The 23,895-nt window shown below is 69.6% G+C and carries 25 protein-coding genes and 3 tRNA genes; 17 read left to right on the top strand and 11 right to left on the bottom strand.

Going from position 1 to position 23,895, the window contains the following annotated elements; genetic code table 11:
* Positions 1-14 precede the first annotated feature (14 nt).
* From ACIQTT_RS07785 to ACIQTT_RS07770, 4 genes are all read right to left on the bottom strand, one after another.
* Complete coding sequence (locus ACIQTT_RS07785) at positions 15-611, bottom strand: hypothetical protein (RefSeq protein WP_402788265.1); 597 nt, start codon at positions 609-611, stop codon at positions 15-17.
* A gap of 191 nt (positions 612-802) precedes the next feature.
* Positions 803-875, bottom strand: a tRNA-Phe gene (locus ACIQTT_RS07780).
* A gap of 69 nt (positions 876-944) precedes the next feature.
* Positions 945-1,018 (bottom strand) — tRNA-Asp (locus ACIQTT_RS07775).
* 26 nt (positions 1,019-1,044) lie between these two features.
* Positions 1,045-1,120: transfer RNA gene (locus ACIQTT_RS07770), tRNA-Glu, on the bottom strand.
* 209 nt (positions 1,121-1,329) lie between these two features.
* Between ACIQTT_RS07770 and ACIQTT_RS07765 the strand changes: the two genes are divergently transcribed.
* A complete protein-coding gene (locus ACIQTT_RS07765; RefSeq protein WP_402788263.1) occupies positions 1,330-2,697 on the top strand; it encodes a peptidoglycan DD-metalloendopeptidase family protein in 1,368 nt (455 codons plus the stop codon).
* An 80-nt stretch (positions 2,698-2,777) separates the two neighbouring features.
* Here ACIQTT_RS07765 and ACIQTT_RS07760 read toward each other — a convergent pair whose 3' ends face one another.
* Both ACIQTT_RS07760 and ACIQTT_RS07755 read right to left on the bottom strand, forming a co-directional pair.
* Positions 2,778-3,269 (bottom strand): inorganic diphosphatase, encoded by a 492-nt coding sequence (locus tag ACIQTT_RS07760; RefSeq protein ID WP_045254862.1) that lies wholly within the window; start codon positions 3,267-3,269, stop codon positions 2,778-2,780.
* Positions 3,270-3,315: 46 nt separating this feature from the next.
* Complete coding sequence (locus ACIQTT_RS07755) at positions 3,316-3,981, bottom strand: TMEM175 family protein (protein WP_336641007.1); 666 nt, start codon at positions 3,979-3,981, stop codon at positions 3,316-3,318.
* Positions 3,982-4,049: 68 nt separating this feature from the next.
* On the opposite strand from ACIQTT_RS07755, the gene tilS reads away from it, so the two are divergent.
* On the top strand, positions 4,050-5,045 hold the full coding sequence (gene tilS, locus ACIQTT_RS07750; protein ID WP_402788260.1) for a tRNA lysidine(34) synthetase TilS: 996 nt from the start codon (positions 4,050-4,052) through the stop codon (positions 5,043-5,045).
* Between the two features lie 20 nt (positions 5,046-5,065).
* On the opposite strand, the gene ACIQTT_RS07745 is transcribed toward tilS, so the two are convergent.
* Entirely contained in the window at positions 5,066-5,662 is a 597-nt protein-coding gene (locus tag ACIQTT_RS07745) for a DUF937 domain-containing protein (protein ID WP_402788258.1), read from the bottom strand.
* A gap of 103 nt (positions 5,663-5,765) precedes the next feature.
* Here ACIQTT_RS07745 and hpt point away from each other — a divergent pair, with 103 nt between their 5' ends.
* From hpt to ACIQTT_RS07695, 10 genes are all read left to right on the top strand, one after another.
* Positions 5,766-6,317 (top strand): hypoxanthine phosphoribosyltransferase, encoded by a 552-nt coding sequence (gene hpt, locus ACIQTT_RS07740; protein ID WP_247623476.1) that lies wholly within the window; start codon positions 5,766-5,768, stop codon positions 6,315-6,317.
* Between the two features lie 64 nt (positions 6,318-6,381).
* Positions 6,382-8,379, top strand: a complete 1,998-nt coding sequence (gene ftsH / locus ACIQTT_RS07735) for an ATP-dependent zinc metalloprotease FtsH (protein ID WP_402788256.1) — start codon at positions 6,382-6,384, stop codon at positions 8,377-8,379.
* A gap of 2 nt (positions 8,380-8,381) precedes the next feature.
* The gene (gene folE, locus ACIQTT_RS07730; protein WP_402788254.1) at positions 8,382-8,981 is read left to right on the top strand and encodes a GTP cyclohydrolase I; all 600 of its coding nucleotides are present in this window, start codon (positions 8,382-8,384) and stop codon (positions 8,979-8,981) included.
* On the top strand, positions 8,978-9,781 hold the full coding sequence (gene folP, locus ACIQTT_RS07725) for a dihydropteroate synthase (RefSeq protein WP_402788252.1): 804 nt from the start codon (positions 8,978-8,980) through the stop codon (positions 9,779-9,781). Before folE ends, folP begins: the two co-directional genes overlap by 4 nt.
* Positions 9,782-9,825: 44 nt before the next feature.
* Positions 9,826-10,212 carry a dihydroneopterin aldolase gene (gene folB / locus ACIQTT_RS07720; RefSeq protein WP_402788250.1) on the top strand — a complete coding sequence of 129 codons (387 nt, stop codon included), beginning with the start codon at positions 9,826-9,828 and terminating at the stop codon, positions 10,210-10,212.
* Positions 10,209-10,745 (top strand): 2-amino-4-hydroxy-6-hydroxymethyldihydropteridine diphosphokinase, encoded by a 537-nt coding sequence (folK, locus tag ACIQTT_RS07715; protein ID WP_402788248.1) that lies wholly within the window; start codon positions 10,209-10,211, stop codon positions 10,743-10,745. Before folB ends, folK begins: the two co-directional genes overlap by 4 nt.
* Positions 10,745-11,227 (top strand): DUF3180 domain-containing protein, encoded by a 483-nt coding sequence (locus tag ACIQTT_RS07710; protein WP_402788246.1) that lies wholly within the window; start codon positions 10,745-10,747, stop codon positions 11,225-11,227. Before folK ends, ACIQTT_RS07710 begins: the two co-directional genes overlap by 1 nt.
* Positions 11,178-11,759, top strand: coding sequence for a PH domain-containing protein (locus ACIQTT_RS07705; RefSeq protein WP_402788244.1), 582 nt, complete (start codon positions 11,178-11,180; stop codon positions 11,757-11,759). Before ACIQTT_RS07710 ends, ACIQTT_RS07705 begins: the two co-directional genes overlap by 50 nt.
* Entirely contained in the window at positions 11,756-13,654 is a 1,899-nt protein-coding gene (locus ACIQTT_RS07700; RefSeq protein WP_402788242.1) for a PH domain-containing protein, read from the top strand. The genes ACIQTT_RS07705 and ACIQTT_RS07700 overlap by 4 nt, the downstream gene beginning before the upstream one ends.
* Before the next feature lie 4 nt (positions 13,655-13,658).
* The gene (locus ACIQTT_RS07695) at positions 13,659-14,351 is read left to right on the top strand and encodes a DUF2520 domain-containing protein (RefSeq protein ID WP_402791145.1); all 693 of its coding nucleotides are present in this window, start codon (positions 13,659-13,661) and stop codon (positions 14,349-14,351) included.
* 219 nt (positions 14,352-14,570) lie between these two features.
* Here the strand turns inward: ACIQTT_RS07695 and ACIQTT_RS07690 are convergent, their stop codons facing one another.
* The gene (locus tag ACIQTT_RS07690; RefSeq protein ID WP_402788240.1) at positions 14,571-16,388 is read right to left on the bottom strand and encodes a DUF2207 domain-containing protein; all 1,818 of its coding nucleotides are present in this window, start codon (positions 16,386-16,388) and stop codon (positions 14,571-14,573) included.
* Between the two features lie 79 nt (positions 16,389-16,467).
* On the opposite strand from ACIQTT_RS07690, the gene lysS reads away from it, so the two are divergent.
* Positions 16,468-18,027 carry a lysine--tRNA ligase gene (gene lysS / locus ACIQTT_RS07685; protein ID WP_402788238.1) on the top strand — a complete coding sequence of 520 codons (1,560 nt, stop codon included), beginning with the start codon at positions 16,468-16,470 and terminating at the stop codon, positions 18,025-18,027.
* Here the strand turns inward: lysS and ACIQTT_RS07680 are convergent.
* Positions 18,020-19,138 carry a DUF4192 family protein gene (locus tag ACIQTT_RS07680; RefSeq protein WP_402788236.1) on the bottom strand — a complete coding sequence of 373 codons (1,119 nt, stop codon included), beginning with the start codon at positions 19,136-19,138 and terminating at the stop codon, positions 18,020-18,022. The genes lysS and ACIQTT_RS07680 overlap by 8 nt on opposite strands.
* 114 nt (positions 19,139-19,252) lie before the next feature.
* Between ACIQTT_RS07680 and ACIQTT_RS07675 the strand changes: the two genes are divergently transcribed.
* The 3 genes from ACIQTT_RS07675 (at position 19,253) to ACIQTT_RS07665 (ending at position 21,761) form a co-directional block, all read left to right on the top strand.
* A complete protein-coding gene (locus ACIQTT_RS07675) occupies positions 19,253-19,426 on the top strand; it encodes a hypothetical protein (protein WP_247623465.1) in 174 nt (57 codons plus the stop codon).
* A 99-nt stretch (positions 19,427-19,525) separates the two neighbouring features.
* On the top strand, positions 19,526-20,986 hold the full coding sequence (gene cls, locus ACIQTT_RS07670) for a cardiolipin synthase (RefSeq protein WP_402788234.1): 1,461 nt from the start codon (positions 19,526-19,528) through the stop codon (positions 20,984-20,986).
* Positions 20,987-21,032: 46 nt separating this feature from the next.
* Positions 21,033-21,761, top strand: a complete 729-nt coding sequence (locus ACIQTT_RS07665) for a hypothetical protein (RefSeq protein WP_402788232.1) — start codon at positions 21,033-21,035, stop codon at positions 21,759-21,761.
* A 30-nt stretch (positions 21,762-21,791) separates the two neighbouring features.
* Here ACIQTT_RS07665 and ACIQTT_RS07660 read toward each other — a convergent pair whose 3' ends face one another.
* Complete coding sequence (locus ACIQTT_RS07660; RefSeq protein ID WP_402788230.1) at positions 21,792-22,790, bottom strand: diacylglycerol/lipid kinase family protein; 999 nt, start codon at positions 22,788-22,790, stop codon at positions 21,792-21,794.
* Positions 22,791-22,867: 77 nt separating this feature from the next.
* Between ACIQTT_RS07660 and ACIQTT_RS07655 the strand changes: the two genes are divergently transcribed.
* Positions 22,868-23,407: an RNA polymerase sigma factor gene (locus ACIQTT_RS07655; protein WP_402788228.1), complete on the top strand. Its 540-nt coding sequence runs from the start codon at positions 22,868-22,870 to the stop codon at positions 23,405-23,407.
* A 48-nt stretch (positions 23,408-23,455) separates the two neighbouring features.
* On the opposite strand, the gene ACIQTT_RS07650 is transcribed toward ACIQTT_RS07655, so the two are convergent.
* The gene (locus ACIQTT_RS07650; protein ID WP_402788226.1) at positions 23,456-23,836 is read right to left on the bottom strand and encodes a YybH family protein; all 381 of its coding nucleotides are present in this window, start codon (positions 23,834-23,836) and stop codon (positions 23,456-23,458) included.
* Positions 23,837-23,895 lie beyond the last annotated feature (59 nt).

The raw sequence follows: 23,895 nt of genomic DNA, 5'->3' as shown, positions 1-23,895 counted from the left end.
TCCTCGCGCCCGAGTCAGGCGAATGAGGAGAGCGCGCGCCGATATGCCACGCTGTCGGCTCGCGTGCGGGCCGTGACCATGAGGGCGTTGTCTCCGACACGGCGGGTGTGTTCGCCGCGGCAGGGGATGGTCACGATCGTCGTGAGTCCCGCCCGCCAGGCGGGGATGAGCGCCTCGAGGTCTCGGTGCTCGGGGTTGTCGGCGAGGGAGTGTGGACGCGCGGCGGCGCGCTCTTCGGGCGTCGAGCGTTCGCGGTCGGTGTAGGAGGGGTCGTCGAAGGCGCCGTCGCCGAACTCGTCGCGCCAGGTCGGGCCGATCATTTCGCGGAGGAGCGGTTCGCGATCGGGATCGCCGGGCGGCATCGTCAGGAGTCGGGCGAAGCCATCGTGATCCTGCTCCTGACCCGCGTGAGCGGATGCTGCGTGCCAGAGTCGCGCCCACGCGCTCTCCCAGTGAGCGCGGGTGTCGGCGTCGAGCACGGCTGCAGCCGGCGCCGGAGTCCGGACGAGGAGCGGCGGAAGGTCGTCGCCGGTGGGGTGGAGCCCGTACGCCTCGCGCAGCCAGAGGAGCTCGAAGAGCGCATGCGGCGCATCCTCGATGCGGATGCTCATGTCGTGTGGCCAGGGGTTACCGGGGATCGGATTCACGGATCGCATCGGAGAAGTACACCCGAGATGCGCGCCGGGCGAAAGACCTCCCGGGGCTATTGCGCTCCAGGTCAACGGTTGCCGGGGCAAAGCAAAACCCCCGCCATGTAGAAGCTAGGCGAGGGTTTCTGGGCTGATTGTAATGATCAGCCTTGTGGCTCCGACCGGCATCGATCCGGTGACCTTTCGATTTTCAGTCGAACGCTCTACCAACTGAGCTACAGAGCCGCGCGACCGGCGAACCTGTCGCGTCCTATACGAAGAGCCCTCTCCGAAGAAAGAGCTCATCGCACGGAGCGACCCTGACGGGACTTGAACCCGCGACCTCCGCCGTGACAGGGCGGCACGCTAACCAACTGCGCTACAGGGCCATACTTGTTTTCAATTATATCGGACGTGGTGACCCCAACGGGATTCGAACCCGTGCTACCGCCGTGAAAGGGCGGCGTCCTAGGCCGCTAAACGATGGGGCCGAGTCAGTCCCGGGGGACTTCCTTGCCGACGCTCAAGCATAAGCGATAGTCGGGGCAAATCGCGAATCGAGGGCGAGTCAGCGCGCTCCCGGGCGTGTTCCGGGGGACGATGTACCCGTCAGCATGCCCTTCGACCGACCCGCGCGCCCTGGTGCGCATGTGAAAGTTGTTGTTACTGTGACATGTGTGAAACCGGCGGAAGGGGCCGTGTGAACGACCAGATCACGAAGGATGCCGCAGCCGCTGCAGCATCCGAGGAATGCGGCTGCGCGCCCACGCCCGCCGAGCGCGACGCTCTCTGGAAGCAGAGCTTCAGCCGTCGCAGCGCGCTCGGGCTCGGCGCGCTCAGCGTCGTCGCCCTCAGCGCCTTCGGGGTCACCTCCGGCGTCTCCGCCGCCTACGCCGCGTCGTACCCGAGCTGGGACGACGTGCAGAAGGCCAAGAACAACGAAGCAGCCAAGGGCGCCGAGATCCAGCGCATCGAGGGCCTGATCCAGTCCCTCACGCAGAAGGTCGCGCAGACCCAGGCCGCCGCCAAGACCGCCTCCGACGAATACTTCACGGCCCAGCAGGAGTTCTTCGCCGCGATCGCCGAAGCCGACACGCTCCAGGCGAAGGCCGACGAGCAGGCCGGTGTCGCCGACGCCTCGGCTCGCAAGGCCGGTCAGGTCGCCGCGCAGATCTACCGCAACGGCGGCGACGACACCTCGCTCGAGCTGTTCTTCGCCGGCTCCGCCGCGAACGCCGATGAGCTGCTCTCGCGCCTCGGCACGATGGACAAGCTCCTCGAGTACAACCAGTCGGTCTACGACGATGCCGTCGCCGCGCGCAACTCCGCCCAGTCGCTCAGCGACCAGGCGAAGGTCGCCCGCGACGAGCGCGACCGCCTGCAGAAGATCGCCGAGCAGAAGATGGTCGCGGCCCAGCAGGCAGCGGATGCCGCGCAGGCCGCCCTCGACGAGCAGTCGGCGAACCTCAACACCATGCAGGCGCAGCTCGCCGCCCTGAAGGACGCGACGACCAAGACGGTCGCCGGCTACCAGGCCGGCGTCGCGGCTCGCGAGGCCGAGGAGAAGAAGCGCCGTGAGCGCGAGGCCGCCGAAGCTGCGGCGAACGCCGGCGGCAACAGCGGCGGCGGAGGCGCCCCCGCCGGAAGCGGCAGCGGGTGGGTGCGCCCGCACGGCGGCTACCGCAGCTCGGGCTACGGCCCCCGGTCGCAGCAGTGCAACGCGAACGGATGCTCGTCGAGCTGGCACTACGGCATCGACCTCGCCAACGGTTGCGGGGCGGCGATCTACGCCGCGTACGCCGGTGTCGTCGACGCTGCGTTCTACAACGGCGGGTACGGCAACTACGTCCGCATCCAGCACGGCACCGGCGTCGCGACCGGCTACGCGCACATCCGCGACGGCGGCTTCGCGGTCAGGGCCGGCCAGCAGGTACAGGCCGGTCAGATCATCGCCTACGCGGGCAACACCGGCGGATCCTTCGGCTGCCACTTGCATTTCGAGGTCTACATCAACGGGTACTACACGAACCCGGCCGACTTCATGGCCGCGCGGGGCATCTCGATCTGAGCATCCGCCCGCGACATGCAGAAGACCCCCGGCCGCTGAGCGGAACCGGGGGTCTTTCGCTTCGAGCGTTCAGCGAGGGGTCAGTGACCCTGCTCGCCGAAACGGACGATCGCCTCGTCGAGGATGCGCTCGGCCTCGGCCTTGTCGCCCCACGCGTCGACCTTGACCCACTTGTTGGGCTCGAGGTCCTTGTAGTGCTCGAAGAAGTGCGCGATCTCCTTCTTCGTGTACTCGGCGATGTCGTCGATGTCCTGGATGTGCGCCCAGCGCGGGTCCTTCGACAGCACGGCGACCAGCTTGTCGTCGCCGCCGGCCTCGTCGCTCATCTTGAGCACGGCCACGGGACGCACCTCGACGACGACGCCCGGGTAGATGGCGTGGTCGAGCAGCACGAGCACGTCGAGCGGGTCGCCGTCCTCGCCGAGCGTGTTGTCGAAGTAGCCGTAGTCGGCCGGGTAGCCGAAGGTCGTGTAGAGCACGCGGTCGAGGTGCACTCGCCCGGTCTCGTGGTCGACCTCGTACTTCACGCGGCTGCCGCGCGGGATCTCGATGACGGCGTCGTGTGCGCCCATGCGTGTGCTCCTCAGGAGAAAAATCGGTTGGATGCCGCGGACAAGCCTACTCGGCAGGTCCGGGCGTCTGAACGTCGGAGTCGCGCGAACGCCCGCGAGACAGTCGATCGACCAGCCGGGAGACGGGGGCGTTCAGCAGCAGGAGGAACAGGGCGGCGTACCCGATCTCGGGAACGAGCACGGCGACGAGCAGTGCCGCAGCGAACAGGATGATCGCGGCCAGGTCGCCGAGCACCCCCTCGCGGTAGGTCGAGGGCGGCGCGGTCGAGAGCTCCGGGCGCCGTCCGAGATAGATGCCGCCGGCCAGCGTCGCGAGCTGCGTCGCGATCAGCGTGCCGATGTACACGACCTTCTGCAGGGGGTCGGTGTCGATCTGCCCCAGCATGGCCGTCGGCACGGGCAGCCACACGATCGTGGCCATCCAGGCCACGTTGATCCAGATGAGCGGTGTGGTGATCCGCTCCACATCGCGGTACTGACTGTGGTGCCCCATCCAGAACGTCGCGATGAGCAGGAAGCTCAGCGCGAAGCTCAGCAACTGCCCCGAGTGCTCGTGGAAGAACTCCGCGGTCGTGAGCTTGCCGGACGCGGCGTCCGACACCGCCTCCATGAGCGGCAGGATGAGCAGCGTCATCGCGATCGCGACGACGGCGTCGACGAACGCCTTGAACCGCTCGGTGCGGAACGGCGCGGTGCGGTGCGGTGCGGTCACGGCGTCAGGATAGCCCCGCCGCCGGGGCGGGCGCACGCCCCGCGGATGCCGTGCCCTAGCGTGGAGGGATGCCGTCACTCGACCCCGCCATCGCCGAGATCCGTCGCGCCGTGCGCACCGCACTGGCCGATCTGCCCGAGGGCGCCGCCGTCGTGGTCGCGCTGTCCGGGGGAGCGGACTCCCTGGCTTTGGCCGCCGCCGTCGCCTTCGAGGCGCCGAAGCTCGGCATCCGAGCGACCGCCGTCACCGTCGATCACGCCCTGCAGACGGGATCGGATGCCGTCGCCGCCCGAGCCGCCGAGCAGGCCACGACCCTCGGTCTCGAAGCCCGCGTCGTGCGCGTCGAGGTCGACGACGCGACCGACGATGGCCCCGAGTCGGCGGCGCGGGACGCACGCTATCGGGCACTGCGGGATGTCGCCGACGAGGTCGGCGCGCGAGCGGTGCTGCTCGGCCACACGCTCGACGACCAGGCCGAGACCGTGCTGCTCGGGCTGGCGCGCGGCGCCGGAGCCGCGAGCCTGCAGGGCATGGCGCCCGTGCGGGAGGACGACGACGGCGTGCGCTGGATGCGCCCTTTGCTGGCGGTGCGTCGGACGACGACGCGCACCTTCTGCGCGGCATCCGCTCTCGACGTCTGGGACGACCCCCACAACCTCGACGATCGTTTCGCCCGGGTGCGGGTGCGCGAGCGCGTGCTCCCCGTGCTCGAGACCGAGATCGGGCCGGGAATCGCCGAGGCCCTCGCGCGCACCGCCGAACAGCTGCGCGAAGACGCCGAGGCGTTCGACGAGATGATCCACGAGACCATCGAAGACATCGTCGAGCACGCCGAAGCCGGCATCTCGGTGAGCGTCGCGGCGCTCGCGGCGAACCCCGCGGCCCTGCGCAATCGCGTGATCCGCCTCGTGGTCGACAGCGAGTTCGGGGTGAGCCTCACCCGGCTGCAGACGCTGGAGGTCGCGCGCCTGGTGACCGACTGGTCGGGTCAGGGCCCGATCGACCTGCCAGGGTGCGCCGCCGCCCGCCACGGTGGGCGCATCGTCTTCACGGCGCGCACCTGACCTGCGGCGGGCGGCGCCCGTTACTTCTTGCCGCCGAAGAGGCCGCCGACGATGCTGCCCAGGTCGATGCCGCCGTCGCCCGACTTGTTGCCGCCGCCCAGCAGCCCGCCGATGATGTCTCCGACGCCACCACCACCGGAGTTGCCGTTGCCGCCGCCGAGCAGACCGCCGATGATGTCGCCGATCCCGCCGCCGCCCTGCGACTCGGTCGAGGCGGAGCCGCTCTTGCCCTTGCCGGCGTTCGCGATCAGACCCATCACGATCGGCGCGAGGATCGGCAGGAGCTTGCCGAAGTCGATGCCCGCGGTCTTGTCTGACTGCGTGAGCTTCTCGGTGACCTTCTTCTTCTCCTCGGCTCCGAGGATGTGCGTGACGATCTTGTCGCCGTCGGCCTGATCGATGTCCTTGATCGAGGCGGCGCTGCCCGTGCCCTCGTGCTTCTTGAGCGCCTTCTGGATCGCCGCCGAGCCCTCGTCGGTCGAGGCGTTCTTCGCGAGCCCGCCCAGCAGCACCGCCCCGCCCTGCTCGACCGCGGTCTTCGCGACGTCGGGTGAGACGCCGAGCTGCTTCGCGATGTCGTCGATCGGGACCTGCTTCAGGATGTCGTCGAGAGCCATGGGAATCCTTCCGTCGGTGGGCGTCCGCCCGTCTCACGGCTCAGAGTAGTGCGGATGCCGTGACAGGGGGAGAGCAGCGTCATCGATCGCCTAAAATCGATCCATGCGCGCCACGGAAATCCAGGCTGACCTGTCCGAGATCCTCGTCACCGAGGAGCAGATCCTCGCCAAGCTCGACGAGCTGGCACTGCGGGTCGCCGATGATTACGCGGGTAAGGACCTCATCCTGGTCGGCGTGCTCAAGGGCGCGGTCATGGTGATGGCAGACTTCGCGCGGGCGCTGCCCTTCCATGCTCCGATGGACTGGATGGCCGTGTCGAGCTACGGCGCGAGCACGAAGTCCAGCGGTGTCGTGCAGATCCGCAAGGACCTCGACACCGATCTGAACGGCAAGCACGTGCTCATCGTCGAGGACATCATCGACTCGGGCCTCACGCTGAGCTGGCTGCTCGAGAACTTCGAGTCGCGCGGTGCCGAATCGATCGAGGTGCTCGCCCTTCTCCGCAAGCCGGAGGCGGCCAAGGTGGTCATCGACTGCAAGTACGTGGGCTTCGACATCCCCACCGATTTCGTCGTCGGCTACGGCCTCGATTTCGACGAGCGGTACCGCAACCTGCGCGACGTCGCGGTGCTCGCCCCGCACGTCTACTCCTGACGCGCTACGCCGTGGGTGAACGCACAGCAGGCGCCTAGTACGCGCGCGATACGCTGATCCGATCATGGATGTGAAGAAGCTCGGCAAGAATCCGCTGATCTACGTACTGGTGATCGGCCTGCTGCTGATCCTCGGGTTCGTGCTGGTCTCGAACATCGCGGCACCCAAGCAGATCACGACGCAGGAAGGTCTGAAGCTGCTCGGCGGCTCGACCGTCACCGAGGTGGTCAACACCGACGGCGACCAGCGCGTCGACCTGACGCTGTCGAAGCCCTTCGAGGGCGCCGACAAGGTGCAGTTCTACTATGTCGACGCCCGCGCCGACGAGGTGGTCACGGCGATCAACGACGCCGACCCCAAGGAAGGCTTCAACGACGCCGTGCCGCGCGCGACGTGGTTCGACGGCTTCCTCTCGCTCCTGCTGCCGCTCGTGCTCCTGGGCCTGCTGTTCTGGTGGCTCCTGTCGTCGATGCAGGGCGGCGGCAGCAAGGTCATGCAGTTCGGCAAGTCGAAGGCCAAGCTCGTCAACAAGGAGACCCCGACGGTCACCTTCGCCGACGTCGCCGGCGCCGACGAGGCGATCGAAGAGCTCCATGAGATCAAGGAGTTCCTGCAGGACCCAGCCAAGTTCCAGGCGATCGGTGCCCGCATCCCGAAGGGCGTGCTGCTGTACGGCCCTCCCGGAACCGGTAAGACCCTGCTCGCCCGCGCCGTCGCCGGTGAGGCCGGAGCCCCCTTCTACTCGATCTCGGGTTCGGACTTCGTCGAGATGTTCGTCGGCGTCGGAGCCTCCCGCGTGCGCGACCTGTTCAACCAGGCCAAGGAGAACTCGCCCGCGATCATCTTCATCGACGAGATCGACGCCGTCGGTCGTCACCGCGGCGCCGGCATGGGCGGCGGCAACGACGAGCGCGAGCAGACGCTCAACCAGATGCTCGTCGAGATGGACGGCTTCGACCCGAACGCGAACGTCATCGTGATCGCGGCGACGAACCGCCCCGACATCCTCGACCCGGCGCTGCTGCGCCCCGGCCGTTTCGACCGCCAGATCGGTGTGGACGCTCCCGACCTCAAGGGTCGCCAGAAGATCCTCGAGGTGCACAGCAAGGGCAAGCCGCTCTCGCAGAGCGTCGACCTCGAGGTCGTCGCCCGCAAGACGCCGGGCTTCACGGGTGCCGACCTCGCGAACGTGCTGAACGAGGCGGCGCTGCTCACCGCCCGATCGAACGCGCAGTTGATCGACAACCGCGCGCTCGACGAGGCGATCGACCGCGTCATCGCCGGTCCGCAGCGTCGCACCCGCGTGATGAAGGACCGCGAGAAGCTCATCACCGCGTACCACGAGGGCGGGCACGCGCTCGCCGCCGCGGCCATGAACTACACCGACCCGGTCACCAAGATCACCATCCTTCCGCGCGGCAAGGCCCTCGGCTACACGATGGTGCTGCCGCTCGAAGACAAGTACTCCGTCACGCGCAACGAGCTGCAGGACCAGCTCACGTACGCGATGGGCGGCCGCGTCGCCGAGGAGATCGTGTTCCACGATCCGACCACCGGCGCCTCGAACGACATCGAGAAGGCGACCTCGATCGCCCGCAAGATGGTCATCGAGTACGGCATGACGACCGAGGTCGGTCCGGTCAAGCTCGGCTCCGAGGGTGGCGACATGTTCGTCGCGCGCGACATGGGTCGCGGACGCGAGTACTCCGAGAAGGTCGCCGAGCGCGTCGACGCCGAGGTGCGCGCGCTCATCGAGCAGGCCCACGACGAGGCCTACGAGGTGATCAGCGCGAACCGCGACATCCTCGACCGTCTCGCCCTGGCGCTGCTCGAGGAGGAGACCCTCGACCACAACCAGATCGCCGAGATCTTCACCGAGATCCGCAAGCTCCCCGAGCGCCCGCTGTGGCTGTCGAGCAGTGACCGCCCGGTCTCGGACGTGCCGCCGATCGAGGTTCCGAAGAAGGTCGTGCCGGTCGCGGCATCCGTCGAGGAGCCCGCGGCGACCGCCCGCGCGCAGGAGCCGTCAGGAGCCACGAACCCGCGTCCCGCGACGGCCTGATCGTGAGCGTCGACAGGGCGCGGATCGAGCGGCTGACGCGTGAGCTGCTCGAGGCGATCGGCGAAGACCCCGATCGTCCGGGCCTGCGCCAGACGCCCACGCGCATGGCCGAGCTGTACGCCGAGTTCTTCGGCGGTGTGGGTGAGGATGCCGCGGCTCCGCTCGAGCGCACGATCAGCGTGACCCGGGGGCCGGCCCCCGACACCCTGCCCTCGGGCGCCGTGCTGCTGCGCGACATCCGCTTCCGCTCGGTGTGCGAGCACCATCTGCTGCCCTTCGCCGGTCGCGCCCACCTCGCCTACCTCCCGGGGGAGCAGGTCGTGGGGCTCGGTGCGCTGGTGCGCGTCGTCGAGATCCTCGCCGCGCGCCCGCAGGTGCAGGAGCGGCTGGGTGAGCAGATCGCCGACACGATCGCCGAGAACCTCGACACCCGAGGCGTGCTCGTCGTGCTCGACGCCAGCCACGGCTGCGTGACGATGCGCGGCGGGCGCCAACCCGAGGCATCGACCCTCACCATCGCCGCCCGCGGCGTGTACGAGGATCCGATCGCGCGCGCCGAGCTCATCGCCCTCATCGGTACGTCGTCCGGCGCGCTCTCGTGACCGGCATCTGGGGCATCGTCAACGTCACGCCCGACTCGTTCAGCGACGGCGGCCGCTATCTCGACGTGGATTCGGCGGTCGCGCGGGGACTGAAGCTGCGCGCCGACGGCGCCACCGTGCTCGACATCGGAGGGGAGTCGACGCGTCCCGGTGCGGAGCGGGTGGATGCCGCGACCGAGCAGGCTCGGGTGATCCCGGTGATCGAGCAGCTGGCCGCGGCCGGTGTCGCCCTCAGCATCGACACGATCAACGCCTCGACGGCGGCGGCGGCGGTGCGCGCCGGCGCCCGCATCGTCAACGACGTGTCGGGCGGGCTCGCCGACCCCGAGATGCGCGCGGCCGTCGCCGAGTCCGGGGCCGACTACGCGATCGGGCACTGGCGCGGCTTCTCCGACGACATGTACGCCCGTGCCGACTACCACCGCATCGCACGCGAGGTCGCCGGGGAGCTGCAGGAGCGCATGGGCGAAGCGGCGGCGGCGGGCATCGCGCCGTCGCGGGTGATCCTCGATCCGGGCATCGGGTTCGCGAAGACGGGCGCGCAGAACTGGGACCTGTTGCGGGGACTCGACGACATCGTCGCGCTCGGGCCGCGCGTGCTGATCGGAACGTCGCGCAAGCGGTTCCTGGCCGAGACGCTGGGGCAGGCGGATGCGGACGTCACCGAGCGACGTCGAGATCTCGCGACCGCCGTCACCAGCGCCCTCGCGCTGCGCGCCGGCGTGTGGGCCGTTCGGGTGCACGACGTGGCCGCGACCCGTGACGCCCTCGCGATCGCGCACGCCTGGGAAGGGCGCTGAGCGCCGGCCGCTGCGCCGTCGGTGCTCCCGCGTACGCTGAGGGGATGGACTTCCTCGACGAGATCGTGCTGACCGGGCTGACGGTCTTCGGTCGGCACGGCGTGTACGACCACGAGCGGGCCGACGGGCAGGAGTTCACGATCGACGTGCGTCTGCGTCTCGATCTGGCCCCGGCCGCGGCATCCGATGACGTGGTCGACACAGTGCACTACGGCGAGCTGGCAGAGAAGGTCGCGGCGATCGTCGCCGGCGAGCCGGTCGACCTGATCGAGACGCTCGCCTCGCGCATCGCCGATGCCGCCCTCGCCGACCAGCGCGTGCACGATGTCACCGTCACGGTGCATAAGCCGCACGCCCCGATTCCGCTCACCTTCGCCGACGTCTCGGTGACACTCACCCGCGGTCGCTCGAGCGTGGAGGCGGTCGCATGAGCCGCAACCTGACTCGCCCGCCCGAGGTGCCGCTGCCGGGCCCCGGCCGCGAACCCGTCACGGCCGTCGTCGCCCTCGGCGCGAATCTCGGCGACCGGCACGCCACGATCACCGCAGCTGCCGAGCGCATCGCCCGCCTTCCGCTGGTCAGCGACGTGCGACTCTCTCCGCTGCACGAGACAGTCGCCCTCCGCCTCGACGGGCCCGACCCCGACGCGCCGGGCTACGTGAACGCGGTCGCCCTGGTGACCACGCGCCTCGCCCCCGAGATCCTGCTCGGCATGCTGCACGCCATCGAGGACGAGAACGGGCGCGAGCGTCACGAGCGCTGGGGCGACCGCACCCTCGATCTCGACCTCATCGCGTACGGCGACGTGGTCTCCGGCGACCCGCGCATCGTGCTGCCGCACCCGCGTGCGTTCGAGCGGCTCTTCGTGCTCGACCCCTGGCTCGACCTCGACCCCGACGCCGAGCTCCCAGGGCACGGCCGCATCGCCGACCTCGCCGCCGCGCTGCGCGCTCAGGGGGAGTGATGCAGCGCACCTCCGCCGGGCTCCTCGTCATCCTCGCCGTCGTCGGCGCCGGTCTCGGGTTCCTCCTCGATCAGCTGCTGACGGCGATGGGGCGCGCGACCTTCACGCCCTCGGTCTTCCTCCCCGTGCTGCTCGTGCTGATCGCCGCCGCGGCGCTCGCCGTCGCCTGGCCGGTGCGGCGCAGCGTGCGCACCGGCATCCGCATCGATCCGTTCCGCGCGCTCCGCGCCGCGACGCTCGCTCGCGCCTCGAGTCTGCTCGGAGCCCTGCTCGCGGGCTTCGGCGCCGGTCTCCTGGGCTTCCTCCTGACACGGCCGATCGATCCCCCGGTAGGGTCGACAGTGGCGATGATCGCCCTGATCGCGGGAGCCGTCGTGCTCGTGATCGCGGCTCTCGTCGCCGAACAGTTCTGCACCCTGCCGAAGGATCCTGATGACTCAGAGCCCAGAGAACGCGCCCCTGAACCCGGCCGAGGGCACTGACCTCGCCGCCCTCGATCAGGGGGTGTACACCTCTCTCCGCACGGCGCGCAGCGAGGCTCGCCTCGAACTCGACGGCACCTGGCACCAGATCTCGCCGCGCTACGCCATCTCGCAGTTGCTGCAGAATGCGCTCCTGCTCGTCGTCGTGATCGTCGCCGCCGTCGTGCTCGCCCTCGTGCTGCATCAGAACTGGGTGTGGATTCCCGGCGCCGCCCTGACCCTGCTGATCGTCGTGACGATGATCATCCTGCCGCGGCAGGCGCGGGCGATCGGTTACATGTTGCGCGCCGACGACATCGTCTTCCGCAAGGGCATCCTCTGGCAGCGCATGATCGCGGTGCCCTACGGGCGCATGCAACTCGTCGACATCACGCAGGGGCCGGTCGACCGCGGCTTCGGCATCTCGCAGCTCAAGATGGTCACCGCCGCCGCGACCACCGGCGTCCAGATCCCCGGCCTCACGCAGGCCGCGGCCGAGGCGCTGCGCGACACGCTCATCGAGGTCGCCGAGACCCGCCGGACCGGCCTGTGAGCGAGCCGCAGTTCCCCGCCCCGCCGACGCCGGCGGACGCCGCGCCCGCCGGGAAGGCGGATTCGTCGAACCTCGCCGACGGCGAATGGCACCGGATGCATCCGCTCACGCCCCTGTTCAAGGGCGGGCTCGTACTGCTGATCGTCGCGGGCATCACGGTCGCGAACTTGCGCGACCGGGTGATCGCCTGGTTCGTGAACATCACGACGCCGAGCGACACGCACTACAGCGATTACTCCTCGGGCGACCCGGTCGACTGGGTGCTGGAGAACAACCTCATCCTCATCGCCCTGCTGGCGGTACTGGGCCTCCTGGTCGTGCTGGTCGCGATCTTCTGGTTCGTCTGGCGTTTCCAGCAGTTCCGCATCACCGGCGACCACGTCGAGGTGCGTAAGGGCATCATCTTCCGCTCGCACCGCCGCGCCCCGCTCGACCGCGTGCAGGGCGTCAACCTCACCCGGCCGTTCCCGGCGCGCATCATCGGCCTCGCCAAGCTCGAGGTCGTCGGCGCGGGAACCGACGCGAACGTCGAGCTCGAGTACCTCGCCACCCCGCGGGCCGAGGCCGTGCGCGCCGACATCCTGCGGCTCGCCTCCGGCGTGCGTGCGGCGAGGCAGGCCGCGGCATCCGGCGCTCCCGCCGGGCCGACGACCACCCGCGCCCAGCTCGTCGACTCGATGAACCACGGAGTCACGGGACTCATCGCCGGCGTCGACCTCGAAGACGTGGCACCCGAGAGTGTCGTGAAGATCCCGACCGGACGCCTGGTCGGCTCGCAGCTGCTCGCGGGCGTGCTGTGGTTCGTCTTCTTCGCGGTGATCTTCGGCATCACGATGGGCTTCATGTTCTTCGGTGCCCTCCTCGACGGCGACGTGGGAGGCAGCTTCATCTCGCTGGGACTCGCGCTCGGCATCGGCATCCCCCTCGTCATCGCCGTCGTCGGTATCACCTGGGCGCAGATCTCGAAGTCGCTGCGGTACTCGATCGCGCCGACACCCGACGGCGTGCGCATCACCTACGGTCTGCTCACGACCGTCACCGAGACGCTGCCCCCGGGGCGCATCTTCGCGGTCGAGGTCACGCAGTCATTGCTGTGGCGCCCGTTCGGCTGGTGGTCGATCAAGATCAATCGCATGAGCGGCAAGAGCGCCGCGCAGCAGTCGTCGGGCAGTGCCCAGCAGTTCAACATCGTGCTGCCGGTCGGTAAGCGGGCAGACGTCGAGCGGGTGCTCGGGCTGATCCTGCCCGACGTGCCGGCGGCCGACATCCCGCTCATCTGGGAGCACGGCATCCTCGGACCGGTCGAGGGTGATCCGTACCGCACGATGCCGCGTCGTGCCGGATGGCGTCGCCCCCTCTCATGGAAGCGCCACGGCTACACGGTCACCGACTTCGGGTTGATCCTGCGTCGCGGCGTCATGTGGCGCAAGCTCGCGGTGTTCCCGCTCGCGCGGCTGCAGGGCGTCTCGCTCTCGCAGGGTCCGATCGATCGTGCGCAGCGCGTCAGCGGCGCGCAGGTGCACACGGTTCCCGGTCCGATCCACGGCATGCTCTCGGGCCTCGAGCGCGACGACGCCCTCGCCCTGATCGGCGATGTGTCGAGCCGGGCCGCCGCCGCGGCTGCGCGCGACACCTCGCACCGCTGGAGCGAGCACGCGCGAGAAGCGGATGCCGCGGCGACGGGTGCGTTCGCGCCTCTGCCCGTGCCTCCGCCGTACGCGCCCGTGTCTCCGCCGTATGCAGGTCGGCCCGGCGCCGGTGCGGCGCCGATGGCGCCGCCCGCTCCGCCGGTACCTCCCGTACCCCCGGCTTCGGCGGCTCCGCAGCCGCCAGCGCCGCCTTCGCACCCCGCGCCTCCCGCCCCGCCGGCGCCTTCCTCGTCGACGGAGGAGTGACGTGGTGGAGCGCGACGGACGCCTCGGCGTCGGCATCATCGGCGCGGGCCTTGTGGGGCCCGTCATCGGCGCGGCCCTCGGTGGCGCCGGGCACGCGGTCGTGGGGATCACGAGCGGTTCAGACGACGAGCGCGCGTCGGCCGTGCTGCCCGACGTGCCCGTGCTCGACGCACTCGAGGTCGTGCGTCGCGCCGAGCTCGTGGTGATCGCGGTGCCGCACGACCAGCTGGAATCACTCGTCGCCGGCATCGCCGAGGTCGGCGGGTGGCAGATCGGCCAGCTCGTGCTCCACACCGATCCGGCCTTCGGCATCGAGGCGCTGCGTCCGGCGGCCGAGAAGGGGGCGATCCCGCTCGCCGTGCACCCCGCGATCACGTTCACCGGCACGTCGATCGATCTGCGTCAGTTGCAGGCGGGATTCGCGGCGGTCACCGCGCCGGCGGCCGTCCTGCCGATCGCCCAGGCTCTCGCCGTCGAGATCGGCTGCGAGCCCGTCGTCGTCGCCGAAGCGGATCGCGCCGCCTACGCCGACGCCATCCAGACGGCGACCGAGTTCTCGCGATCGATCATCGGGCAGGCCACCGGCCGCCTCCGCGAGATCGGCATCGACAACCCCGGCGGTTACCTTTCGGCCCTCGTGCAGTCCACGGTCGAACGGGCGCTGCGCGAAGCATCCGATCCTCCGCCCCTGCTCTGACCGGCGGACCGTCGTCTGCGGGGACGCTTCGACAGGCTCAGCGACCCAGGTCCACGGCGCCGAGCATGCAAAGGAGTGGATCCCGGAGCCTGTCGAAGGGTCCCCCCTGGACGCGGTTTCGAGCGCCGCACCCATTCAGGTGAGAGGTCACAACACGCCGTAAGCGACGGGTGGGGTGCGGCGTGTCTTGACCCCTCACCGCGGAGGGGCGAGGCGGGGTCAGCGACCGCCGGAGAACCCTCCGCCACCTCCGCCGCCCGAGAACCCCCCGCTGCCCGAGCCGCCGAAGCTCGACGAGCTACCGGTCGAGGGGGACGTGTACGACGAGGCCGACGCCGTGGAGACGGCGAAGGCCGCGAGCGAGGTGCTCAGATACGGTGAGCGGCCGTCGCCGATCCAGCCGGGACCGCGCTGCTCGTACGTGTAGGCATGCTCGAGTACCTTGCCCCATTCGTCTTCCATGCCGAAGAGCATCGCGTAGGGGAGCAGGCGCTCGTAGAGCACGATGACGTTCGCGCTGCCGTCCTGCCGCCGCTCCGCCCCCGTGTACGACTGCAGCATCTGCAGACGGTCGGCCTCGGCGACGCGGATGAACTCGCGCACTCCCTGCAGGTACTCGTACTGCCGTGCGCCCTCGGGAGTGAGCATGACGTGCTTCGAGAAGGCATAGAGGCTCGCGAGGAGCACGAAGAAGGCGCCGAAGGCGACGACCACGAGCGCCGGAATCGCTCCGACACGACCGGTCGCGACGCCCCAGATCGCGACCGCCAGACCGATCGCGGCGACGGCGATCGCGATCCACTGCAGAATCACGGCGCCCCGGGCACGCGCACGGACGGTGAGCTCTCGGGCCTCGGCCTGTTTCGTGCCCAGCGCCTGCAGCACGCTCATGCGTGCGGCGAAGGTCTCGCTGGCGGCGGGGATGTCGACCACGCCGGTGCCGTCGGTGCCCAGGAACAGGTTGTCGACGGCATCCGCGTCGAGCTGGTCGGGGAGGCGTCCGTCGGGAAGGCGTCGCAGCCGCGGGCGATCCGGCTCGGCCCCCTCCTCGATCCGGAGAACGCCGCGGACGGCGAGGTGCACGATCTCGGCGGGGATCACGGCTTTCGCGCCGGGCAGGATCGCGGCCGCGAGGAGCGGAGGCATCGCATCCGGCACGTCGTACTGGGCGACGACGATCCCGGTGGCGGTGCGCCGGCGCTTGCGGACCGCCGAGACGGCGAACCAGCTCGCGACGGTCAGACCCAGCCCCCCGGCGGCGGCGAACATCGGTGCGATGTCGGTGACCGGGTTCGGGGTGCGGGCAGAGGGTTGCGTGACGGTGCCCGCGTCGAAGCCGATCGCGACGGTCACGCCGTCGCCGGCGGCGCGCTCGCCCGATTCGACGTGGAAGAGCGCGCCATCGGGGGTGTCGGTCGGGCCTTCGACGACGCATGTCTCGGACGACCCGGAGTACCCCTCGTAGCAGCGGCTCTCGCCGGTGAGAGCGGCGGTCAGGGCGTCGTCGAACAGGATGTCGGCACGGAAGGACTCGATCGCCTGCGTGCTGTCGAGGGGGAGGAGGTCCCAGTAGAACTCGTCGACCCCGGTCTCGGCGGCGAGCACGATGTCGCGCATCTCGTATTCGATGACGTAGGTCTGAAGCCCTTGCACGTAGTCGTCGTCGCCGGTGAGCACGTAGAGCACGCCGTCGTCGGTGTCGGTCTCGTAGGGCACATCGGCGCCTGTCGCGTCGGTGACGGAGAGGATGCGGGTGTCGATTCCCGCGTTCTCATAGGAGGTGGCCAGACCGCGGACGATCCCACGGTTCTGGTCGAAGTCGGGGAACCGCGCGACGAGCTCCTCGGTGACGTGCATGCTGGCTCTGCCCTCGCCGTCGACGCCCACCGTGTAGGTGGCGTCCCACGAGGCGTAGGAGAAGTCATCGACGTCCGCGGAGACGGATGCCCGAGCGCTCGCGGGGCTCGATGCGAGCAACACGAGACCGGCGACGGCGGTGGTGGTGGCGAGGGCGCGGAGGATCCGTGGGGCGGCCATTCTTCGAGGCTACCCAGCCCCGGCCTCGGATCGGCCCACGGCCTCGGTAAACTGGAACGACTTTTCCAAGGAGCCCCGAATGACCGACGCGTCCGCCGCGCCCGCGCAGAACCCCACCGACCCTTCGATCACGGAGCTCGGCGACGACGAGATCCACGAGCAGAAGGCCGTGCGTCTCGCCAAGCGCGAGCGTCTGATCGCGAAGCGGGCGGATGCCGGTGGCGGGGCGTTCCCCGTCGGCGTCCCGGTCACGCACACGATCCCGGCGCTGCGCGCCCAGTACGGCGAAGGCGCAGCCGACGCGCTCGAGGCGGGTGCCGAGACCGGCGTCATGGTCGGTGTCGCCGGGCGCGTCGTGTTCAGCCGCAATACCGGCAAGCTCTGCTTCGCGACCCTGCAGGCGGGCGACGGCTCGCGCATCCAGGCGATGATCTCTCTCGCGAACGTCGGCGAGGAGTCGCTGGCGGACTGGAAGGAATACGTCGACCTGGGAGACCACGTGTTCGTGCACGGCGAGGTCATCTCGAGCCGCCGCGGCGAGCTGTCGATCATGGCCGACGGCTGGGAGATCGCATCGAAGGCGATCCTGCCCCTGCCGAACGCCTACGCCGAGCTGAGCGAGGAGGGCCGCGTCCGCAGCCGCTATCTCGACCTGATCGTGCGCGAGCAGGCCCGCCAGACCGTGCGCGCCCGCGCCGCGGTGAACGCGAGCCTGCGGGCCACGTTCACCGGTCACGAGTACCTCGAGGTCGAGACCCCCATGCTGCAGGTGCAGCACGGCGGGGCATCCGCTCGCCCGTTCGTCACGCACTCGAACGCGTTCGACACCGAGCTGTACCTGCGCATCGCCCCCGAGCTGTACCTGAAGCGTGCCGTCGTCGGCGGTATCGAGCGCGTCTACGAGATCAACCGCAACTTCCGCAACGAGGGCGCCGACTCGACGCACAGCCCCGAGTTCGCGATGCTCGAGGCGTACCAGGCCTACGGCGACTACGACCAGATGGCCGCGCTCACCCAGGAGCTCGTGCAGAACGCGGCGATCGCGGTCGCCGGTTCCACGACCGTGACCTGGGCCGACGGTACCGAGTACGACCTCGGCGGCGAGTGGGACCGCATCTCGATGTACGAGTCGCTGTCGACCGCTGCCGGACGCACGTTCACCCCGCAGGACGCCGTCGAGGACCTCATCGCCTTCGCCGAGGCCAACGGTGTCGATCTGCCCCCGCAGGCGACCCACGGCAAGCTCATCGAGGAACTGTGGGAGCACTTCGTGAAGGGTGACCTCGTGCGCCCCACGTTCGTCATGGACTTCCCCGTCGACACGTCACCCCTCGTGCGCGAGCACCGGTCGATCGACGGCGTGGTCGAGAAATGGGACCTGTACATCCGCGGCTTCGAACTGGCGACCGGATACTCCGAGCTCGTCGACCCCGTGATCCAGCGTGAGCGTTTCGTCGAGCAGGCGAAGCTGGCCGCGCGCGGCGATGTCGAGGCGATGCCGATCGACGACGAGTTCCTGCGGTCGCTCGAGCACGGTATGCCGCCGTCCGGTGGCATGGGCATGGGTATCGATCGCCTGCTCATGGCGATCACGGGTCTCGGCATCCGCGAGACCATCCTCTTCCCGCTGGTCAAGTAATCCGCCCCGCGGTGCGCCGGAAGGTCCATTCCGGCAGCACCGCGGCGTCGATCAGCGATCCCACGAGCGCGGCAAGTCCGTAGTCGGGGTCGATCTCCCGCACCAGGTCGAGGTAGTGCGCCGCGTGCGTGGATCGGCCGAGCGCCCACGAGAGCCACGCCGCCGCGGTGAGCGGGGCCGGGCGGGCGCCGCGCGGCGCCCGCGATGCGGCGGTGCGCACGACGTCGAGGGCGAAGCTGAGCCGGTCGGGATCGGGTGTGGGGCCGTGGCCGAGGAAGATGTCGCCGAGCTCGTCGGGTATCGACCGGCCGTGCTGCGCGAAGTCGAGCTGCGCGCTGAGGGATCGTCGACCGGAGGCATGATCCGACGCCCACTGCAGCAGCGCCACGTCTCGGTAGACGGGGCGCTCGAGGCACCACAGCAGCGCGGCGACCGCGAAGGGTGGCAGATCGCCACGGGTGTCGATCAACTGCTCGTAGAAAGCGGGCACGTCGTCGAGGATCGCGAGCGCTGCGAGGGCCTCGGCGTTCTCGCCGTCGGTCAACGACGATGCCGGGCGCCCGAGCAGCTCGGAGAGATCGCGCAGGGCCCGCCCGACGCGCTCCTTCTGCGCGAGATCGGCGACGGGGAGCACAGCGCCGGAGTTCTGATCGCCCGAGACGTCTCCGATGCCCGGCACCTTCTCTGCACGCACCGGCTCGACGGGATGCAGCAGGGGCTCCTCTTCGAGGTAGCTCGCCCATCCGCCGGGCGTGACGCACAGGGCGTCGACGATGCGGAGACCGGCGTCCTCGGCACGACCGAGCAGTTCGTCGAGGGCGACGGCGTGGGGGAGGACCCAGCCGTCCGGTGTGCTCTGGGCCGCCTCGTCGACGTAGGCGATGACGGCGACCGCGTCGATCGCGGCGACGCGCGAGACGAGGCCGATCGCGGTATCCGCATAGTGATCGAGCGGCACGTCGTCGCGGGGAAGGTCGATGCGCATCGCGCCGTAGGCGCGGGAGCCCTGGAAGGGGAGCAGCACGATGCTGCGTCGGGGCGTGAAGCCGGCGAGGAGGGGGACGATGCCGAGGAACTCGGCGGAATCTGCGGCACGGAGGACGGTGTTCATGAGGCGAGTGTGCCCGGTGGGAGGATCCGCTCGTTCCGGAAAACCAGGCCTGTGGAGAGATTGCCCTGACTTCGTCGTCGGCGCAGGAGGAGTGAGGTCGCGTACCATGGGGGCATGGACAACTTCTGGGTCGCCGCCGCGTGGTCGATCCTTCCGACCCTCGGGGTCAGCGCCATCTTCTTCATGGTGCTCCGCGGCATCCTGCGATTCGACCGCACCGAGCGCAAGGTGCACGCGCAGATCGAGGCGGAGGAGCGCGCAGCCCGCGGTCTCCCCCCTCGCTCCTGAGGCACTGTCCCACCCATCCGCTACTGTGAAGCGAACACCGCCAGACGGTGATGCGCGACGGAGTCCTTCATCGGCGAGGCCCGTCAGGAAGAGAGCAGTATGACCGCGGAGGGTGTCGCCTGGGCGATCACGGCGTTCCTCGTGGTGCTCGATCTGACCATCCGCATCACGGCGATCATCGTCATCCCGCGCAACCGTCGGCCCACGGCCGCGATGGCCTGGTTGCTGGCGATCTTCTTCATCCCGTTCGTCGGCGTCTTCCTCTTCCTCGTGATCGGAAACCCGCGTCTGCCGCGTGCACGCCGCCGCAAGCAGGACCAGATCAACGAGTACATCGCCGCGACCAGCGAGCACCTGCACTTCGGAACCCTCCGTCCGCACGCGCCGGACTGGTTCGGTCCGCTGGTCGAGATGAACCAGCGCCTCGGCGCTCTGCCGCTCTCGGGCGACAACGGAGCGCACCTGATCTCCGACTATCAGGAGTCGCTCGACGCGATGGCCGATGCCATCCGCGAGGCGAAGGACTACGTGCACGTCGAGTTCTACATCCTGCAATCGGATGCCTCGACCGACAACTTCTTCCGTGCGCTCGAAGAGGTCGCGGCGCGCGGAGTCTCGGTGCGGGTGCTGCTCGATCACTGGGCCAACCGCTGGAAGCCCCGCTACAAGCAGACGATCCGCCGACTGAACGACATGGGCGCCGACTGGCACCTCATGCTGCCGGTGCAGCCGTTCAAGGGGCGGATGCAGCGGCCCGATCTGCGCAATCACCGCAAGCTCCTCGTGGTCGACGGCGTGACGGCCTTCCTCGGCTCGCAGAACGTCACCGACTCCACCTACAACCTGCCGAAGAACATCAAGCGCGGCCTGCACTGGGTCGACCTGATGGTGCGCCTCGACGGGCCCGTCGTGCTCAGCGTCAACGCGATCTTCCTCAGCGACTGGTACAGCGAGACCGACATCGTGCTGGAGGAGATCGACATCGCCCACGCCGACATCGGCTCGGGCGACCTCGATTGCCAGGTCGTCCCCTCGGGCCCCGGTTTCGAGGTCGAGAACAATCTGCGTCTCTTCCTCGGTCTGCTGTATGCGGCGAAGAACCGCATCATGATCGTGAGCCCGTACTTCGTGCCGGACGAGGCCCTGTTGCTCGCCGTCACCGCGGCCGTCGACCGCGGCGTCGAGGTCGAGCTGTTCGTCTCGGAAGAGGGAGACCAGGCGATGGTCTACCACGCGCAGCGCAGCTACTACGAGGTGCTGCTCAAGGCGGGCGTGCGCATCTGGATGTACCGCAAGCCGTACATCCTGCACACCAAGAGCCTGACGGTCGACGACGAGGTGGCGGTGATCGGCTCGAGCAACATGGACATGCGCTCGTTCGGTCTGAACCTCGAGGTCTCGATGCTCGTGCGCGGCGAGGAGTTCGTCGCCGAGATGCGCGAGGTCGAAGACACCTATCGGTCGCTCAGCCGCGAGCTCACCCTCGAGGAGTGGATGCAGCAGCCGCTCCGCTCGACCGTGCTCGACAACCTGGCGCGCCTCACCTCCGCTCTGCAGTGATCGCTCCGGACTTCCGATGGAATATCGCCACCGGTACCCTGAGACCATGGCCACTCCCTCGCGCATCGTCGCCGTCCTCTCCGCCTTCGCCGCGGCGCTGCTGATCGCCGGGTGCACCGCCACCCCCGGCTCGTCGTCGCCCACGAGCACGCCCGGCGCCTCGAACGCGCCCGGCGCAGGCGATGACGATTTCGCCGACGTCGAGGCCGCCCTGCTCGACGAGGGCCGCATGTTCGCCGTCGTCACCTGGGGCTCCTCGACCTGTGTTCCGCAGGTCGACACCGTGACCGCCGAGGGCCAGACCGTCTCGGTGGCGCTCGTCGACGGAGCAGCCGACCAGGTCTGCACGCAGGACATGGTGCAGCGCGCCAGCATCGGAGGTCTCCCCGCGGGCGTGGACCCCACGAAGGACATCACGCTGCAGGTCACCTATGGCGATATCTCGGACGACGCCGAGATCGGCGGGGCACCCGTCACCGGCGTTCCCGGCGAGTCGACGGAGTACCAGCCCTCCGCCGGATGGTTCGACGACGGCAGCCTCGTGCTCCTCACGTGGGGATCGTCGGGATGCCCGCCGGTCGTCGAGTCGCTCGAGGGGGCGGGCAACACCGGCACGGTGACCTTCGTCACCGATGACACCCAGATCTGCACCATGGACATGGCGCCGCGCGCGACGATCCTCGCGTTCGGAGACGACGCGGTCGACGACGACGGCTTCACCCTCACCCTGGTGGGCGGTGGCCTCGACGGCACGGTGTCGGTGCTCGCCGACTGACACCGCGGGCGCGACGCCGGGACGAAGTCCTCAGAGCGCGTCGACCGGATGCCCCTCCGGTAGCGCGAGCAGGAGCGCGCCCGGATCGACGCGGCACGTGATGCGCACGGCGTCGCCGAACTCGTCGCCGTCGAGCTCGACAGGCGTCGGCACCGATGTCGCGGCCTCCGCGACGAGGCCCTGGAAGTAGTGCACCGCGGCATCCTTCCCGCGGCGCTCGAGAATGCGCCTGCCGGCGGCGAAGCGGCGCAGGACCGAGTTCTCCCACCAGATCCTGCGCCACACGTTGAACCAGCCGAACGCTCCGGACGGCCGGATCACGGCGACGTCGAGGGTGCCGTCGGAGATCGAGGCATCCGGCACCAGGGCGATGCCCGCGGGCAGGGTTCCGCAATTGGCGAAGAGGATGCTGTGCACCTTCGTCGAGTGCAGGCGACCGTCGTCGATCTGGTACACCGAGCGGAAGGGCGAGGCGTTGGCGAGCGAACGTGCAGCGCCGTCGACGTAGGCGATCCACCCGACGGACTTCTTCAGGTCGGGGCGGGTGTTCGCGATCATGTCGGCGTCGAGTCCGATGCCGGCCAGCACCACGAAGGCGTGCTCGCTCTCGTCGCCGCTCTCGCGGGTGATTCGCGCCCACCCGATGTCGATCGCGTGGCGCGATCCGGTCAGCGCCGCGCGGATCATGTCGTCGGGCGATCCGAGCGGCAGCGCAAGGTTGCGCGCGAGCAGGTTGCCGGTGCCGCTCGGCAGGATCGCGAGGGGTACGCCGGTGTTCGCGACGGCCTCGGAGACCGCTCGCACGGTGCCGTCGCCGCCGGCGACGAGCACGACATCGACCCCGCGGGCGAGCGCCTGCGCCGTGGCCCCCTGCCCGGCATCCTGGATCGTCGTCGGATAGAACGCCGGATGCTCCCACCCTTCGGCCTTCGACAACTCGCGCACGGCCGCTCGCAGTTTCTTCTCGTCGACCTTGATGGGGTTGTAGACGAGCGCCGCCTGTCGTCTCGCGGCCGGGGGCTTCGTCATGGCGATACTCTATTCCCGGCATGTGTCGTGCAGGCGACACGGGGACGGATGCCCGAGCGCTCTGGGGAGGGGCCGGTATGGGTGCGCAGCCGAACAGCGAGTCGATCGACGACGCGCGTGCACTGCTGACCGAGATGATCACGGACGAGCCCGATCGGCTGCGGCGCCGCAGCATTTCGCTCGGTGTGCCCGTGGACGATGCCGACGATGCCGCCCAGATGGCTCTGCTGCGTGCCTGGCGATCGGTCGCGCACCTCGAGACTCCCGCGCCGGGGCGGGTGTGCTCGTGGCTCGACGCGATCGCCAGGAACGTCGCGATCGATCTCTCCAGGCAGAAGGCCCGCCGTCCGCAAGCCGAGCTCGACGACGAGATGCCCGATGCCGTGAACGTGGCAGGTCACGCCGAGATCCGCGTGATCCTCGACGGGGCGCTCGCCGCACTGCACGACCTTCCGGATACCTTGCGGGAGCCGTTGCTGCTCACCGCCGTCGACGGACTCTCGGCCTCGGAGGCGGCGGAACGGTTGGGCATCGATCCCGCCGCCGTCCGCCAGCGCGTCGCCCGAGCGCGCAAGGCGCTCGGTGCCTGCCGGCAGAGCGGGATGGGAGCCGACTAGGGGAGGCCCCACGACTGCGTGACCTCCCCGCCGGCTGCGCGCTGCGGGTCAGACGGTGCCGAAGGGGTTGTCGACCGCGTAGCGCCAGCCGTGCGCCTCGTCGAAGACGGCCACGTCGGCGGTCGTGCCGGCGAGGGCGATCTCGGACCCGTCGGGACCCGTGCCCGTGATCGTCCAGTCGGCGATCGCGAGGCCGGTGCCGGCGCTCTCGAACACGTGGCGGACGGTCATCGAGATCGGCAGGTTGAGGCCGAGGAACTGCTCGAGCGCGCCGCGGACGGCCGCCTCACCGGTGACCGGGGTGCCGGGAGCCGGGACGAAGACCACGTCGGCGGTGTTCAGAGCCATCAGGCCGTCCAGGTCACGGGCGTTGAAGCGGTCGGCGAAGGCCAGGTTCAGCTGGTCGAGCGAGGTGACACGAGTGGTCATGGGTATTCCTTTCACAGCGGCGATCGGCCGGATGCCGAACACCGAGGAGAAAGACGATG

The organism is Microbacterium sp. NPDC090225 (assembly GCF_044772365.1).
In the GTDB taxonomy this organism is placed as follows: Bacteria; Actinomycetota; Actinomycetes; order Actinomycetales; family Microbacteriaceae; genus Microbacterium.
The sequence above is the reverse complement of the archived record's forward strand: the minus strand, read 5'-3'. Positions and strand labels throughout refer to the sequence as shown.